This window comes from Streptomyces sp. NPDC007901 (genome assembly GCF_042959465.1).
Classification (GTDB): domain Bacteria; phylum Actinomycetota; class Actinomycetes; order Streptomycetales; family Streptomycetaceae; genus Streptomyces.
In genome coordinates this window covers 440,618-456,696 of the sequence record NZ_JBIBKW010000005.1, presented here as the reverse complement: position 1 = coordinate 456,696, position 16,079 = coordinate 440,618, and the positions used below count along the sequence as shown (strand labels likewise).

10 protein-coding genes and 1 pseudogene are annotated in these 16,079 nt (G+C 72.9%); 1 reads left to right on the top strand and 10 read right to left on the bottom strand.

Annotated features, from left to right (window positions below; translation table 11 throughout):
• Positions 1 to 56: 56 nt before the first annotated feature.
• The 3 genes from ACFZDK_RS19575 to ACFZDK_RS19565 form a co-directional block, all read right to left on the bottom strand.
• On the bottom strand, positions 57 to 1,133 hold the full coding sequence (locus ACFZDK_RS19575) for an ABC transporter substrate-binding protein (RefSeq protein ID WP_390973970.1): 1,077 nt from the start codon (positions 1,131 to 1,133) through the stop codon (positions 57 to 59).
• A gap of 62 nt (positions 1,134 to 1,195) precedes the next feature.
• Positions 1,196 to 3,121 (bottom strand): ABC transporter transmembrane domain-containing protein, encoded by a 1,926-nt coding sequence (locus ACFZDK_RS19570; protein WP_390973968.1) that lies wholly within the window; start codon positions 3,119 to 3,121, stop codon positions 1,196 to 1,198.
• Positions 3,118 to 4,815, bottom strand: a complete 1,698-nt coding sequence (locus tag ACFZDK_RS19565; protein WP_390974249.1) for an ABC transporter transmembrane domain-containing protein — start codon at positions 4,813 to 4,815, stop codon at positions 3,118 to 3,120. Before ACFZDK_RS19565 ends, ACFZDK_RS19570 begins: the two co-directional genes overlap by 4 nt.
• A 463-nt stretch (positions 4,816 to 5,278) precedes the next feature.
• Here ACFZDK_RS19565 and ACFZDK_RS19560 point away from each other — a divergent pair, with 463 nt between their 5' ends.
• Complete coding sequence (locus ACFZDK_RS19560; RefSeq protein WP_390973966.1) at positions 5,279 to 6,502, top strand: serine hydrolase; 1,224 nt, start codon at positions 5,279 to 5,281, stop codon at positions 6,500 to 6,502.
• Here the strand turns inward: ACFZDK_RS19560 and ACFZDK_RS19555 are convergent.
• The 7 genes and pseudogenes from ACFZDK_RS19555 to ACFZDK_RS19525 form a co-directional block, all read right to left on the bottom strand.
• The gene (locus ACFZDK_RS19555; RefSeq protein ID WP_390973965.1) at positions 6,499 to 8,871 is read right to left on the bottom strand and encodes a SpoIIE family protein phosphatase; all 2,373 of its coding nucleotides are present in this window, start codon (positions 8,869 to 8,871) and stop codon (positions 6,499 to 6,501) included. The genes ACFZDK_RS19560 and ACFZDK_RS19555 overlap by 4 nt on opposite strands.
• Positions 8,872 to 9,095: 224 nt before the next feature.
• On the bottom strand, positions 9,096 to 9,800 hold the full coding sequence (locus ACFZDK_RS19550) for a GNAT family N-acetyltransferase (RefSeq protein WP_390973963.1): 705 nt from the start codon (positions 9,798 to 9,800) through the stop codon (positions 9,096 to 9,098).
• A gap of 139 nt (positions 9,801 to 9,939) precedes the next feature.
• Positions 9,940 to 10,094, bottom strand: a pseudogene (locus ACFZDK_RS19545) (multicopper oxidase domain-containing protein); the annotation flags it as partial.
• Between the two features lie 228 nt (positions 10,095 to 10,322).
• Positions 10,323 to 11,303, bottom strand: a complete 981-nt coding sequence (locus ACFZDK_RS19540; RefSeq protein WP_390973961.1) for a LysR substrate-binding domain-containing protein — start codon at positions 11,301 to 11,303, stop codon at positions 10,323 to 10,325.
• 172 nt (positions 11,304 to 11,475) lie between these two features.
• Positions 11,476 to 13,308 (bottom strand): alkaline phosphatase family protein, encoded by a 1,833-nt coding sequence (locus tag ACFZDK_RS19535; protein WP_390973960.1) that lies wholly within the window; start codon positions 13,306 to 13,308, stop codon positions 11,476 to 11,478.
• 221 nt (positions 13,309 to 13,529) lie between these two features.
• Positions 13,530 to 14,762, bottom strand: a complete 1,233-nt coding sequence (efeB, locus tag ACFZDK_RS19530; RefSeq protein WP_390974248.1) for an iron uptake transporter deferrochelatase/peroxidase subunit — start codon at positions 14,760 to 14,762, stop codon at positions 13,530 to 13,532.
• 11 nt (positions 14,763 to 14,773) lie between these two features.
• A complete protein-coding gene (locus ACFZDK_RS19525; RefSeq protein ID WP_390973958.1) occupies positions 14,774 to 15,970 on the bottom strand; it encodes an imelysin family protein in 1,197 nt (398 codons plus the stop codon).
• Positions 15,971 to 16,079: the final 109 nt, after the last annotated feature.

Genomic DNA, 16,079 nt, shown 5'->3' with positions numbered 1-16,079 from the left:
AAGAAAAGGGGGGTGGGTCCGGTCCCGGACCCACCCCCCTTTTCGTGTGCGCGTGGTCACGACGTCGGCTGGGCCACCTGCGTCGAGGCCTTGCCGTCCACCGCCGCCGCCAGCTGCGGCACCAGACGGTCCAGGACGTACGGGATGCTCAGGACGGTCGACAGGGACACCGCGTTGCCGTAGTCGCTGGTCTCCTTGATGAAGACCTCACGGCCCTGCTTCACCACGTTCAGGTCGGCGTAGACCTTGTCGTCGTGCAGCTTGGTGACCGACGCGGTGGTGTCCGGCACGATCCACACGTCGACGTCCTGGTCGAGGAGGTCGAAGCGCTCCTTGCTGATGTTGGCGCCGAACTGGTCCCCGATCACCTTGTCCAGGTCCTTCGGCAGCGAGAAGCCGAGGTCGGACAGGAGGCGGGAGCGCGGGTCCTGGCTGCCGTAGACGAGCGTGCCCTCGTACGGCGTCGCCATCACCGCGCTCGCGCCGGCGAACTCGGGGTGCGCCTTCTCGGCCGCCGCGAACTTGGCCTCGACACCCGACACCAGCGTCTTGGCCTCGGCCGCCTTGCCCAGCGCCTGGCCGATCTCCTCGGTCTGCTGCTGCCACGGCACGCCGTAGTCGTTGTACTGCTTGGGCTGGGCCACCACCGGGGCGAACTTCGACAGGCTCTCGTACTGGGGCTTCGTCAGCCCCGAGTAGACGGCGAGGATCAGGTCCGGCTTGAGCGCGGCGATCTTCTCCACCTGCGGGCCGGTGCCGGTGTCCTTGAGCACGGTCGGCGCGGCGGCGCTGCCCAGCTTGTCCTCGGCCCACGGGCCGATCGCGCCCTTGTAGCCGCCCAGCCACTCGGTGGTGCCGACCGGGACCTTGCCGAGGGCGAGGACGGCGTCCTGGTCGGTGAGGCCGACGGTGACGATCCGCTGGGGCTCGGACTTGATCGTCGTACTGCCGAACTTGTGGGCGATCGTCACCGGGAAGGCGCCGACGGCCGCCGACGAGCCCGAGCCGCCGGCCGAGGACGAGCCGGAGTCGTTGTCGGAGTCGGAGGAGCCGCAGGCGACCGCCGTCGCCGTGAGCAGGAGCACGGAGACGAGCAGGCCGGTCAGCCTGGACACTCTGGTGGCGCGGGGCATCGGATGATCCTTCTGTTCGTGACGACGGGTCCGGCGGGGGGCGGCTCGGATCAGGGGGCGGGTCAGCGGGGAGCGTCGGCGGTGGCGGGTGCGTCGGGGGAGCGCTGGTGCGACCAGGCCCGCCACAGAGCGGCGTACGTGCCCCGGGCGGCGAGGAGTTCGTCGTGCGTGCCCTCCTCCACGACCCGGCCGCCGCTCAGCACGACCACCCGGTCCGCGGCGGCGGCCTGGCTCAGGCGGTGGGCCACGACCAGTGCCGTACGGCCGCGCAGCGCCCGCTCGGCGGCCTCGTCGAGCAGCCGGGCGCCCGAACTGCCCGCCTCCGCGGTCGCCTCGTCGAGCACGACGACCGGCGGGTCGGCCAACAGCAGCCGGGCCAGGGCGAGTTGCTGGGCGCGGTCGGCGGTGAGCTGGTGGCCGCCGTCGCCGACGACGGTGTCCAGCCCCTCCGGGAGGGCCTCGGCCCAGCCGAGGGCGCCCACCGTGGCCAGCGCCTCCCGCAGCTCCTCGGCGCTCGCCTCCGGGCGGGCCAGACGCAGGTCCTCGGCGAGCGGCCCGGCGAAGACATGCACCTCCTGGGTGACGAGCCCCACCAGCCGGCCGGACTCGTCCGGCGCGATGCCGCCGACCTCGATCCGCCCCGCCGCCGGGCGGTGCAGTCCCGCCACCAGCTTGGCCAGGGTGGTCTTGCCGGCGCCGGTGGTGCCGACCAGCGCGACCCGTTCCTCGGTCCGCACCTCCAGGTCGACACCGTGCAGGACCGGGCGGCCGGGCACGTAGGCGTGGGAGACACCGGTCAGCGTCACGGACGCCTCGCCCGTCGCGCCGTCCGCGTGCGGGGAGACCACGGGCGCCGGTTCGTCGACGACTCCGACCAGCCGGGCCAGTCCCGCCGTCGCCGACTGGGCGTCGTCGAGCAGCACCAGCGCGGTGTTCACCGGTCCGAAGAGGCTGTGGAAGTACAGGGCGGCGGCCGTCGCCGTGCCGACCGAGGCGGAACCGGACCGCACCAGCAGAAACCCGGTGACCAGCACCGCGGCCAGGCCCACGTACTCGGCGATGTGCAGCCTGCTGTAGAAGCGCAGCACCAGGCGCACCCCGCGCATCGTCAGCTCCACCGCCGCCCGCGAGCGCTCGGTGACCCGGCGGGTGTGGCCGTCCTGCAGCCGGTACGCCCGTACCGTCCGCGCCCCGCCGATGGTGTCCAGCAACTGCTGCTGCTGGGCCCCGGTGGCGATCCGCTCCTGCGCGTACAGGGGGACGGCGTTGCGGAGGTACCAGCGGGCGGTGTGCGCCTGCACCGGCACGGCGACCAGCGCGGCCGGCAGGAACCGCCAGTCCAGCAGGGCGAGGGCGCCCAGGGTCAGCACGATCGACAGCCCGGAGCGGGCCAGTTCGGGCAGCGCGGTGCGGACCGCGTCGGCGACCCGGGACACGTCCCGGGTGACCCGGGCGTTGAGGTCGCCGGAGCCCGCCCGCTCCAGGCGTTCGAGGGGCAGGGACAGGGCGCGGGCCACGAACCGTTCGCGCAGCCGGGCGAGCGCGGTCTCGCCGAGCCGGGAGACCAGCGACATGCCCAGCGCGGTGGTGACGCCCTGCACCACGGCGACCCCGGCGAGCGCGAGCACCGGCCGGGTGAGCGCGTCGGGGGAGCGGTGCTCGGTGACCACGTCGACGATGTGGCCGAGCAGCGGCTGGGTGAGCAGCCCGACGGCCGTGGCGAACATCAGGGTGCCGAAGCCCGCGGCGGCCAACGCCCGGTGCGGGCGCAGCAGTTCACGGACGGCCGCCCGGGTGCGGGCGGGTGTGGCGGTGGGCAGCAGGGCGCGCTCGGTGCTGTTCGGCTCTTCGGCGGTGGCCACGGGGGAGCCGTCGGAGCCATGCCGCTCGTCGGTCCCGGTGACGGGGGTGCTGTCGGTGCCGTGCGGTGCGTCGGCCGGGGGCACGAGGGCGGGCTCGGCGTCGTTCGGCTTGTCGGTCCCGGTCATGTCAGCACCGCCGTACGGTAGTTCTCGTGGGTGCGGGCGAGTTCCGCGTGGGTGCCCTCGGCGCCGACCCGGCCGCCGTCCAGGAGCACCACCCGGTCGGTGACGGCGAGCAGTGCCGGGCTGTTGGTCACCACGACGGTGGTCAGGCCCTGCCTGATCTCCCTGAGCCCCTGCGCGATCCGGGCCTCGGTGACCGCGTCCACGGCCGTCGTCGGATCGTGCACGACCAGGACCGGCGGTTCGGCGCGCAGCGCCCGGGCCAGCAGGACGCGCTGCCGCTGGCCGCCGGACAGCGACCGTCCGCCCTCGCCGACCTCCGTCGCCGCGCCCCGCGGAAGGGAACGGGCGACCTCGTCCGCGTCGGCGGCCGCCATGGCGCGCTCCGTCCGCGGGTCGTCCCGCTGCCCGTGCCCGGTCGGTTCTTCCGGGTGCACGTTCGCGGCCAGGGAGCCCTCGAACAGCGCGGCGTCGTGCGCGGCGACCAGTACCGCGGCGCGCAGCCCCGCCGGGTCCAGCCGGGTCAGCGGCACCCCGTCCAGCTCGACCGAGCCCTGCTGCGGGTCGGTCTCCCGGCCCAGGCAGCCCAACAGGGCCTCGGCGCAGGCCGGATCGGTCACGGCGATCCCGGTCAGCCGCCCGGCGGGCAGGTCGAGGTCCACGCCGTCCAGTCCGCCGAGCCGTACCCCGCGCAGACGCAACTGCCCGCGCACCGCGTCCGGCACCGGTTCGTCCCCGCCGACCACGGCGGGCCCGGCGGCGAGCACCTCGGCGATCCGGGCGGCGGAGGCGCGGCCCTGCGCCAGTTCGGCGTTGACCCAGGCGAACGTCTCCAACGGCCCCAGCAGGAACAGCGCGAGACCCACCGCCGAGACCAACTGGCCCAGAGTGAGGGACCCTTCGAGCGCCAACCGCCCGCCCACCCAGGCGATCAGCGCGATGAACCCGCCGGTGAGGGCCAGGACCAGCCCGGTCTGCCACGACTGGGCCCGCGCGGCGCGCAGGGTGGCCGCGAGGGACACCCTGCTGGTGCGCCGGTAGCGTTCGACGGCGGCCTGTTGCGCGCCGAGCCCCTTGAGCACCCGCAGCCCGGCCACCAGATCGGCCGCGACGCCCGCGGCGCCGGCGGCCCGGTCCTGCTCGGCCTCGCTGCGCCGCTCCAGCGGTTTGCTCAGCAGATGCCCGAGCCACAGCAGCACGGGGGTGCCGAGCAGCACGATCAGACCGAGCGGCACGGACGTCAGCAGCAGCGCCACGGCGCTCACGGCGATCCCCGCGACGGCCCATGTGCCGCTCATCAGCGCCATGTTGACCGCGCCGACCCGCTTGGCGTCCTCGGTGGCGACATTGGCCAGCTCGCCGGAGAGCCGGTCGTCCCCGGCGCCGCCCCGGGGGTCGACGACCCGGCGCACGATCGCCAGCCTGAGCGTGTGGGCGGCCTCCTCGGCGCCGCGTTCACCGGCCCGTGCGCCCAGCCGGAAACTCCAGGACAGGCAGACGTACACGACGGCCAGGACGGCCAGCCAGAGCACCAGACGTCCGGCATCCTGCCCGGCCACCGCCTGGTCGACGACGACACCGATGAGTACGGGGACCATGGCTTCCCCGAGTTGGTGCACGCAGCCGAGTGCCGAACCGAGAGCGACGCGCCGCCCCTGCCCTCTGACCGAGCGTGCCAGGACGTCCCGCCCCGACAGTTCCCCTGATCCCACCGGCCACCCTCCGAAGACGGTCAACTTAGGCAAGGCTACTCTAAGTAAATGTGGCGGCGTCAATCCCCGATCACCCTCGCAGAGGTGTCGGCGCGGGACGGCGGAATGCGCACGGCCGCTGGGGGCGGCCATCCGCTCGGAGATTCCGGGTGGGTCAACTGGCTTGGTCGGCCAGGAAGTTCACGATGCAGCTCACCGTCTTCGCCCTCGCCGGGCCGCTGGGCGCGATCACCATGGCCCTCGCGCCGCTCGCCCGACGCCGGGCAGCGGCGGCTCCCCGTCCCGACCGGAGCCGGTCCGGCTCCGCAAGGACTTCGAGCCCGCTCCACAGGGGGCTACGTACACCCCGCATTCGGAGGACAGCCCCATCCACCCGCGCGCCCGGATCCGGTTGGCTGGAGATCGCCACCGACCAGGAACCAGAGCACCGGGGGATACGAACATGCGGATGCCGTCGACGAAGAAGGCCGGCGCGGTCGTCCTGACCGCGATGCTGCTCGCGCCGGCCTCACCCATGGCCGCGACCGCCGCCACCGGCCACCCGGCCGCGCGGCACCACTACGACGAGGACGCACTCCGGCGGGACCTCGCCGCCGTCCGGCAGGCCGGGGGAGGCGACGTGAACGTGCTGGCCCGGGTCGACGGACCGCACGGCGCGCCGCTCATGGCACGCATCGGCACCCGGACGGCCGGCTCCACCGACCCGATCCCCTGGAACGCGCACTTCCGCGTGGCCAGCACGACCAAGACGTTCACCGCGACCGTGGTCCTCCAACTCGCCGCCGAGAAGCGGCTGTCGCTCGACGACAAGGTCGAGCACTGGCTCCCCGGAGTCGTCGCCGGAAACGGGAACGACGGCCGCCGCATCACCGTCCGCGACCTGCTCCGCCAGACCAGCGGCCTGTACGACTACATCGACGACCCCGAGATCCAGGACCGGCTGATCAACCACTTCGAGGAGAACCGCTACGACACCACACCCGCGGCCGACCTGGTCGCGGTGGCGATGAAGCACCGGCCGCTGTTCGTGCCGCGACCGAGCGGTGCGACCCGATGGGCGTACTCCAACACCAACTACCTGCTGGCCGGGATGATCGCCGAGAAGGCCGGCGGCGCGAGCTGGCAGGAACTGGTCGAGCGGCGGGTGATCGCCAGGCTGGGGCTGCGGGACACCTCCGTCCCCGGGCTCGACCCCCACCTGCCCGCCCCGCACGTGAACGCCTACCTGACGGGCCCCGACGGCACCCGGATCGACGTCACCGAGCACAGTCTCCAACACACCGCGGACTCCGGCGTGGTGAGCACCACCGCCGACCTCAACACCTTCTTCCGTGCCCTCGCCGGCGGCAGGCTGCTCCCCGCCGGGCAGTGGCGGGAGATGCGCCAGACCGTCCGGCGGACCGACGACCCGGAGGACCTGGCCGAGATGCCCGAGGGCACCTACGGCCTCGGGCTGCGCAGGATCCCGCTCTCCTGCGGCGGTCACTACTACCTGCACGAGGGCGACGGGGCGGGCGTCAACACCCGCCCCGCGGTGAGCGCGGACGGCAGGCGCGCGGTCACCGTCTCCCTCACGACCGCGACCGCGCCCCCGGACCTGGCCGCCCTCAACCGCGCGACCGGCGCCCTCGTCGACCACGCCCTGTGCGACAGGCCCGCCACGAGCCGCTAGGGGACGGCCAGTTCGGCCCAGATGGTCTTTCCGGACGCTGTGTACCGGGTGCCCCAGCGCTGCGACATCTGGGCCACCAGGAAGAGGCCCCGGCCGCCCTCGTCGTCCCGGCGCGCCCGCCGCAGGTGAGGTGCCGTGTGCGCGTTGTCGGAGACCTCGCACAGCAGACTGCGGTCCTTGATCAGCCGCAGCAGGACGGGCCCGGTGGCGTACCGGATGCTGTTGGTGACCAGCTCGCTCACCACGAGCGCGGCGGTGAAGGAGAGTTCGGACAGGCCCCAGTCCGTCAGCTGGCGTTCGGTGTCCGTGCGAGCCCGCGCCACCATCGCCGGGTCCGGCGGCAGTTCCAGGTCCGCCACCTGTCCGTCGGCGAGCCGCCGGGTGCGGATGAGCAGCAGCGTGGCGTCGTCCGCCTGCGGTCCGGGCGGCAGCGTCGACAGCGCCCGGTCGCAGAGCTCCTCCAGCGGGCACCGCTGCCAGGTGAGCACATGGGCGAGACGGTCGATCCCGCTGTCGATGTCGGTGCGCCGGTCCTCCACGACACCGTCGGTGAAGAACGCCACCACGCTGCCGCTGGACAGGCTCAGCTCGACGTTCTCGTAGGGCAGGCTGCCCAGCCCGAGCGGCGGTCCCGGCGCCAGTGAGGACAGCGCCACCGAGCCGTTCGCGTCGGCCACGATCGGCGGCGGATGCCCCGCGCTCGCCCACACACAGCGGCCGCTGACCGGGTCGTAGATCGCGTACAGGCAGGTCACCCCGAGCGCCTCGTCGCCCAGCCCGTCGTCCGCGTGGGGCTCCGAGTCCTGGGCGACCAGGCCGTCGAGCCGGGTGAGCAGCTCGGCCGGGTCCAGGTCCAGCAGGGCGAGGGTCCGTACGGTGGCACGCAGCCGGCCCATGGTCGCCGCGGCGTGCACACCGTGGCCGACCACGTCACCGACGGTCAGCCCCACCCGCGCCCCGGACAACGGGATCAGGTCGAACCAGTCCCCACCCACGCCCACCCGGCTGTCGGCGGGAAGGTAGCGGTAGGCCACCTCGACCGCGCTCTGCGCCGGCAGGTGCTGGGGCAGCAGGCTCCGCTGCAGCACCAGGGCCGCCGCGTGCTGGCTGGTGTAGCGGCGGGCGTTGTCGATGCCGACGGCGGCCCGTTCGGCCAGCTCCACCGCGAGGGTCTGCTCCTCGGGCCCGAACGGGTCGGGATTGCTGCTGCGCCGGAAGGTCGCCAGGCCCACCACGGCGTCCCGGGCGAGCAGCGGGACGAAAAGGCTGCACCGGTGTCCGGCCGACGCCCGCTCGCCCGGGGCGCCGGGCGGGGCGGCGTCGACGACGGGGCGGCTGGTGGCCAGGCTCATGGCCTGCGGTGACGCCGGCGGATAGGAGACGGGACTGGTCCGGAACTCCTCCGGGGTCCGCCCGTGCATCCGCAGCATGCTGTGCCCCGGCGCCGAGCCCGTCGGCGGCTGCCGTCCCTCGATGACCGCGGGCGGCAGGTCCACCAGCACCTCGTCGGCCAGCTGCGGCACCGCCACGTCGGCGAGCTCCGCGGCGGTCCGGCGCACGTCCAGCGAGGCGCCGATCCGCTTGCCCGCCCGCACCAGCAGCGACAGCCGTTCCTGGGCGCGGTAGCGGTCCGTGATGTCCAGGGACTCCTCGAACAGCCCCAGCGGCTCGCCCCGGGCGTCCACCAGCCGGTGGTACGAGCAGGACCAGACGTGCTCGCGCCCCGGGTCGGCCGGGGCCCGTCCGCGGTAGTGCATGCCGAGGATCGGTTCCCCCGTCGTCAGCACGTGCTCCATGATCTGGTCCTCGTCCGGGGGGTGGTGCCGCGAGATGAACTCGCCCTCCGGAAAGAGGTCCGCGGCCGGCCGGCCCACGTACTGGGCGACCCCGGCGAGCTCCAGATCGGTCGAGGTGTTCCCCCAGACCACACGCATGTCGGTGTCGAAGATCGTCAGGCCCACGGCGGACTCGGTCGCCAACCCCTGCAGCAGCGCCAGCTGCGCCTCCCAGCCGCGCAGCGCCGACAGATCCGCCGCGACCACGACCGTCGCGGCCGTGCCCAGGTGCGCGAGGGGGCTGAACGTGACGGCCGCGCGCAGGGTCCGGCCGTCACGGCAGCTGAGGTCCAGGACCGTGCTGCGGGCCCTGTCCGCCTTGCAGAGGGCGGACAGCCGCTGCCCCGGTTCCGCTGCCAGCAGCCGGGTGGCCGGCCGGCCGAGCACGTCCTCGGGTGGATGGCCGAGGAGACGCTGGGCCGAGGAGCCCCACCCGGAGATGCGGCCTTCCGCGTCCAGAACCGCGGCAGCGGCCCTGGAGAGGTCAAGGGGACTGTGGAACTCGACATCGGCCGCATGCGGAAAACGATCCATGGGCACCGCTTCCCTCCGTGCCCCCTCAGCATCCCGTGCCGCACGACGGACGACAACCGCACGCACCACCGCACCACGGTGCCCCCGCCTGGACCGCCCGGCACCTGGACCGACAGGGCCCGCGGCGGCACGGCCGCAGGACCGCCTGCGCCTGCTCGCCTGCTTCTGGTCCGTCCGCCCCGTCCGGTCCGCCCCGTCCGTCCGGGACTCGCGAGCCGGAGCCGTCAGGGGGTGCGGAACCCGCGGAACGTCACCTTCTTGCGGGTCTCGAAGCCGAGCCGTTCGTAGAGCGCGATCGCCCCGGTGTTCGCCTCGGCAACATGGAGGAAGGGGCGTTCGCCGCGCGCCAGCACCCGTGCGGTGAGCGCGTTCACCAGGCGGACGGCGTGGCCGCGCCCGCGTGCCTCGGGGGCGGTGCAGACGGCGCTGATCTCGGTCCACCCCGGCGGCCGGAGCCGTTCCCCCGCCATGGCCACCAGCCTGCCGCCGTCGCGGACGCCGAGGTAGGTGCCGAGCTCGTGGGTGCGCGGCCAGAAAGGGCCCGGCCGGGCCCGCCCGACCAGGTCGAGCATCTCGGGCACGTCGGCCGCACCCAGCTCGACCGGTTCGGCGCCGGCCGGAGCCGGTCCCTGATCGGGTGCGTCGCCGCCGGGCCGGACCAGCTGCCGGCCTTCGAGGACGAAGACCGGCTCCCAGTCCGGCGGCGGGGGCGCGGGACAGCTGAACAGGTCGGCGAACTCACCCCGGCCGAGCAGCCGGGCGAGGTCGGCCCAGTCCGCCCGGTCCGGATCCGCGGAGAGCGCCGAGAAGGTCGCGACGTCCGGCAGATAGGTGGCGGCCCGGCCGAGCCTGCGCGCGAGCCCCGCGTGGTGACCGCGCAGCGACGCACCGACCGGGTCGTCCAGTGCGAGGGCGTCGCCGCTCGTCATGGTCTCGCGCCTCTTCCGCCGTCAGTGGAGGGCCGATCAGGCGTGATGCCACGCGGTGCCGGCGCCCATGTCGCCGATCATCGTATCCACGGGCACCGGCACGGCCGATCCGGTGGTGCGGACCGCCGCCCGGGCCGGGTCAGCCCCCGTGGCCCTCCCCACGACCGTCGTGGGCCCCGCCGTGGTCGAACCTCATCGCCTCCTCCGGCATCCCCACGAAGGGCCGCATCATGCCCATGTCCTCGTGTTCGAGGAGGTGGCAGTGGTAATGAACCGGCCGTACGCGCCGTCGAAGTCGACCGGGACCGGACGGGGGGCGGGCAACGGCGCCACGTACGGTGTCAGTTCGTCCGGTGCCGGCGCCGCTTCCCCCGCGCCGTCCCCGATGGTCCTCTCGATGATCTCGGTCAAGATCGAACACCCCCGTGTGTCCTGTGGTTCTCTTCCCTCACCCCACAGGACTCCCGGGCCATGGTCGACGTTCCAGGAATGTTCCGGCCACCTGTCGACGGTCTCCCGTGTCTAGGAGGCCTGGGTCAGCCGGGGGAGTCCGGTCCCGACGTCCCCGGCGGTCTCCTGGCCGAACGGCCGGTGGGCGCCGCCCAGCGAGCCGGCGACCCGGCGCACGGTCTCCCGCAGCCAGCGGTGCGCGGGGTCGGCGTGCCGGTTGTGGTGCCAGTACATGGCCTCGACCAGCGGCACCTCGGGGAACGGCGTCGGTACGGCGACACAGCGCGCGAAACCGGCATAGTGCCGGGCCAGCAGCTCCGGCACCAGCGCCACCAGGTCGGTGCCGCCCACCAGGAACGGCAGCGTGGTGAAGCCGGGCGCGCTCACCTGCACCCGCGGGGTGATGCCGAGGGTCTCCAGCTGGCGGTCGGCGTGCGTCAGCTGTTTGCCGAAGGCGGACGCGGCATGCGGCATCTCGGCCAGGTCGCGCAGGGTGAGCCGGCCCTTGGCGAGCCGCGGGTTGCCGGGGTCGACGATGCACACGAACCGGTCGCGCATCACCGCCTCGCTGACCCCCGGCAGATGGAAGCCGAGCGGCACCACCATCAGATCGTGGCAGCGCAGATGCGACTCCGACTCCGGCCGGCCGTCGACGATCGGGTGCACGTCCAGACGGATCCCGGGCGCCTCCTGGGCGAGGGTCCGCAGCAGCGGCTCCACGAGCACCGTCATGACGTAGTCGGACATCACGACCGAGAACTGCTGGTTGCTGTCCGTCGGGTCGAAGCGGCGGGTGAGTGACACCGCCTCCTCGGCCTTGTGCAGCGAGGCCTGGACGACCGGGAGCAACTGCTCGGCGAGCGAGGTGAGCTCGTAGTCACGGCCCACCCGCACCAGCAGCTCGTCGTTGAAGTGCCGGCGCAGCCGGGCGAGGGAGCCGCTCATCGCGGACTGGCTGATGGACAGACGGCTGCCGGCGTGCGTGACGTTCTTCTCCTCCAGAAGCGCCTCCAGCGCCACCAGAAGATTGAGATCGATCGCTCCCAGACCCATCGCACATCCCCTTCCGGCCGCGCCGTCGCAGCAGTGGTGGAGAGGAGCGTAACCAGCGGATTCGACTCGGGAAAGGCCCGGCCTGCCGGGCCGCTGCCACGGTCCCGCACGCACCTCGGCACGGTCCGGGGAGGAGGACCGTGCCGAGGTGATCAGGGCCGTGCGGGAGGGGTCAGGCCGTGGCGCGCTGCTTGCGGCGCAGCGTGAGGAAGGTGCCCGTGGCGCCGGCGGCCACCAGGGCGCCCGCGCCGAGGCTGACCGGAAGGGTCGGGAACTGGCCCGAGCCGGTCGTGGCGGCCGTGTTCTCCATGGCCGGACCCGGGGTGATGTGCGTGCTCACCGCGGCCACGTGGTGGATCGGCTTGACCGACTTGACGGAGCCGTTCGCGTTGAGCAGCACCTGCTTGTTGTTGGGGTGCTTGAAGTCGAACATGCCCGTCAGCGAGCCCGCGGTGGCGTCGAAGGAGTGGTCGCCGACCCGGCCGGTGCGCCAGTTGTCCTCGATGAAGCGGGTGATCGAGGACTGGTCGGTCTGGGTGTGGTCGACCTTGTTCACCTTGCTGTACGGCGAGATGACCAGCAGCGGCTGCCGGGTGCCGGGGCCGCAGCGGTCGGCGTAGCCGCCGGACGCGGCCGGGCCGGCCTGGCAGGCGGCGCTGTCCAGGGCCTTGCCGTTGGAGCCGACCGTGGTGTCCTTGGAGCCGTTGCGGGGCTTGGCGTAGGCGTGGTCGTACCAGCCGTCGGAGTCGTCGTAGGCGACGACGATCGCGGTGGACTTCCACTGCGGCGAGCTCTGGATCGCGTTGATCTCGTCGACCAGGAAGTGCTGCTCGTCGGTCGGGTCGGAGTAGCCGGCGTGGCCGTCCTGGTACTCACCGGCCTTGAGGAAGCTGACGGCCGGGAGCTTGCCCGCCTTGGCGGCCGCGGTGAAGTCGGTCAGGTCGTAGTTGTGGTTCGCCTGGCCGTTGTGGCCGATCTCGTTGACGTTCTTCGGCGCCACGTGGTGCGGGTTGGACGTCGACTTGTAGTACGAGAACGGGTTGTGGTGCGGGCTGTAGTCGACCACCGAGGCGCCGCCGACGTTGGTGTGCGTGGTGTCGCACTTGGCGTAGGAGCCGGAGGTGCCGGTGTAGGCCGTCGACGGGCGGAAGCCGCCCTGGAACCAGCCCCACGTGACGTGCTTGGAGTTGAGCAGGTCACCGATGTTCTTGCCCTGCAGCGACGCCAGCGCGCTGGTGCTGGTGTGGTCCTTGTCGGAGCAGTCGTCGTAGGCCGGGTCGGGGTCGTTGACGACCGTGCCGACGCCCTTCGCGTTCGGGGAGGCGATGGCGTACGAGTCCGGCGTCGACGTCTGCTTGCCGGTGACCGAGTCCACCGAGATCGCGCCGTGCGTCTGACCCGAGACCAGGTTGAGCGCGCCGGGCGTGGAGGGGCCGTAGACCGAGCTGTAGGAGTGGTCGTTGAGGGCGTACTGCTGGGCGTAGTTCCACAGACCGGTGACGGTGTTGCCGTCGTAGTAGTCCATGACCAGGCCGGGCTCGCCGAACAGGCCACCGGAGCACTTGTCGACCTCGGTGTTCTGCACGAACTGGTCGGCCTTGCCACCGTCGTAGGCCAGCTGCTCGGGGCCGTAGGAGTGGTTCTGGTCGCAGGTCATGGCCTGCGCCGGGGTGAGCCGCTTCGGCAGGTACTGGTTCGGGTTCTTCGTCAGCAGCCCGGCGTGCGCGAGGGTGTCGACGTCCTTCGGGGTGTTCTTCGACGCCGTGAACTTGGTGCCGTCGGTGTTCGCGGCCTTCGGGTAGGTCGCGAAGTAGTGGTCGAAGGAGATGTTCTCGTCGAACAGCACGACCACGTGCTTGATCGGGGTCGCGGTCGACGAGCCGCCGCCGTGTCCGGCGGGTACGGCGGCCCAGCTGGGCGCGGTGCCTCCGAGGACCGTGAGTGCGGCGGCCCCCGCGAGAGTGCCGAGGCTCCTCATCGCCGTTCGTCTTCCTGTGCTGGCCATGCTGCTTCCCCTCCGGGCATGAACGTCACTGCGTCGTACAGGCAGGGATGCTTCGCCCGCTTCCGGGCGGTCCGGCGGAGCCATGATGGCGGGTGAATGAACACCGGGTCAGGGATGCTGGGGCAAACCTTGACCGCGTATTGACCGATTGGGCTACGGAGTTGTTCGAACAAGCTCGGGTCCAGCGGGTGGCCAAATTCCGGTCAAGAGCGCGCGGCGGCTCAGGTCAGCAGCGCGCGCCCGTACCAGTCGCCGCCGTCCCGCACGCCGGGCAGCGCGAAGAAGTAGCCGCCGCCGAACGGGGAGATGTAGTCGACGAGCGGTTCCCCGGCCAGCCGCTTCTGCACCGCCTCGAACTGCCGGGCCAGATCCTGCTGGTAGCAGCTGAAGAGCAGGCCCATGTCGAGGTTGCCGTTGCTGTCCATGCCCCGGTCGTAGTTGTAGGCGCGGCGCAGCAGCCGCTGGTCCGCGGTGGCCGTGGTGCGCGGGTTGGCGAGCCGGATGTGCGCGTCCAGCGGGATGACGTCCCCCTTCGGGTCGTCGGCGTAGTCGGGCGTGTCGTGCTCGGCGTCGCCGTCCAGAGGCGCTCCGGACGCGCGGGAGCGGCCGAACATCCGTTCCTGCTCGCTGAGCGAGACCCGGTCCCAGAACTCCACCAGCATGCGGATGAGCCGCACCACCTGGTAACTGCCGCCGACCGCCCAGTCCGGCTCGCCGGAGCCCTTGCCGACCCACACCAGCCGGTCCATCTCGCGGGCGCTTGCGGTCTCCGGGTTGGCGGTGCCGTCCTTGAAGCCCAGCAGGTTGCGCGGGGTGCCGGACGGCCGGGGCGGGCTGGTGAAACCGTCCATCCGCCAACGGACCTGCATACCGCCCCGGGTGTGCCGGGCGATGTCGCGCAGAGCGTGCAGCACGGTGTCGGTGTCGTCCGCGTGCAGGTGCAAACTGAGGTCGCCGTGGCACCACTCGGGCCTGAGGTCGTCGTCCGGGAACGCCGGCATCGCCGTCAGCCGGCGCGGTCTCAGCTTCCCGAGCCCGTACCGGTCGTCGAAGAGCGAGGCCCCGACCCCGACGGTCACCGCCAGTGCCCCGGACGGCAGTTGCTCGCCGAGGACGCCCGAGTCGGCGGGCGGTCCGGTGACGCCGACCGGCTCCGGGGTGCCGCCCGAGGTCAGGAAGCGGGCGCGCTCGGTGAGGGTGTGCAGCAGCTCGGCCAGCCCGGCCCGGTCCCCGGCGGTGACGTCGAACGAGGTGAACACCGTGGCCCGGCGGGGCGCGGCGATCGCGGACTGCTGGCGGGGACCGTGGAACGGAGCCACGGGCGTCGCGTCCGTTTCGGAGGTGGCCGCGGCGCCGGGCGCGGCCGCACCGCCCGCCGCGAGCCCCGCGCCCGCGAGGGCCGCCCCGCGCAGAAAACCGCGGCGGCCCACCCCACCCGTCCTCGCGCTGCTCATCTCGTCGGTACTCACACCGTCCTCCGCGGATCGCACAGGGTCGCCACCGACGCCAGCCGTTCCACCAGGTCGTCGAGGGCCGCGTCGACGTTCTCGCGCTGCCGGTGGCTCAGCCGTGTCAGGGGGGTCCAGGTGCCGTCGTGTCCGAAACCGTCGAGCGTCTTCCCGGCCCGGTCCAACTCGCTCTCCAGGCCGGACAGACCGGCGTACCGGGTGGCCAGCAGCGGGTGCAGCCGGGACAGGACCTGCTCGGTGCCGTCCAGGTTGGCGCGGGCGGTGGCGAGGTTGCTGCCGCTGCCGTAGTCGGTACGTCCGGTCAGCTCGAACTGCACCGTGTTCTCCAGGATCTCGTGCGCCCGCAGCCCCAGCTGGGCCGGGTCCATGCGGGTCTGCGCCCAGTCGTCGCGCAGTGCGGTGACCGCCTTCAGCAGGCCGGCCGCCGGTCCGCGCAGGCTCGCGGCGGACTCGCCGTGCCACAGTCCGTACTCGACGCGGTGGAACCCGGTGAAGTCCTTGTCGTGCACCCCGCCGGGCAGCCCCGCGTCCGTGCCGTTGATCGCGCCGTCCGCGTCGCCGAAGGCGTCGTACGCCGCGCCCATCCGCTCGTACTCCAGATGGGCGGGCAGCCAGGCGGTGCGGGCGGCCGCGAGGTCACCGCGGTCGACCGCGTCCTTGAGCGTCGTGGTCAGCCGTACGACGTCGGACAGGCCGCCGCCGATCCACTTCTGGTAGGCCAGCGCGGGCGGGATCAGGTCGTGCTCGGTGACCGGGGCCGCGGCCGGTCCGCTGCGGCCCTTCGCGATGCGGACCGTGGGCCCGGTGACGGCGTCGGCGTCGTCGGGCACGCACTTGAACGCGTACGCGCCCTTGCCCAGGCGGACGGTCAGCTCCCGGGTGGTGCCCGGGCCGATGTCCTCGACCTCGCCGTACACGGCCTGGCTCTTCGGGTCCTCCAGGAGGACCTCGGCCGGGCCGTCGGTCGGGTTGCGCAGGTCGAAGACCTGGATTCCGGACACCGGCGCGCTCCACCCCCGGCCGCAGTGACTGGCGGACACCTCCACCGTGGTGTGCGGCAGGGCGGCCGGGTCGGCGTGTGCGGGGCGCGAGTCGTGCGTGAGCGCCAGGACTCCGGCCACCAGGCAGACGACGGCGACACCGACGACCGCCCAGGGACGCAACGACCTCCCACTGAGGCCGGACAACACCATCCCGAGCTCCCGGGGTTCGTACCGTTCGTGATCGCCTCATGTTAGGCAGCCCTTTGTTCTCGAACGGCCGTCCAAAGGAACCCATGACCAAGAGTTCCCTGCCGGTTCA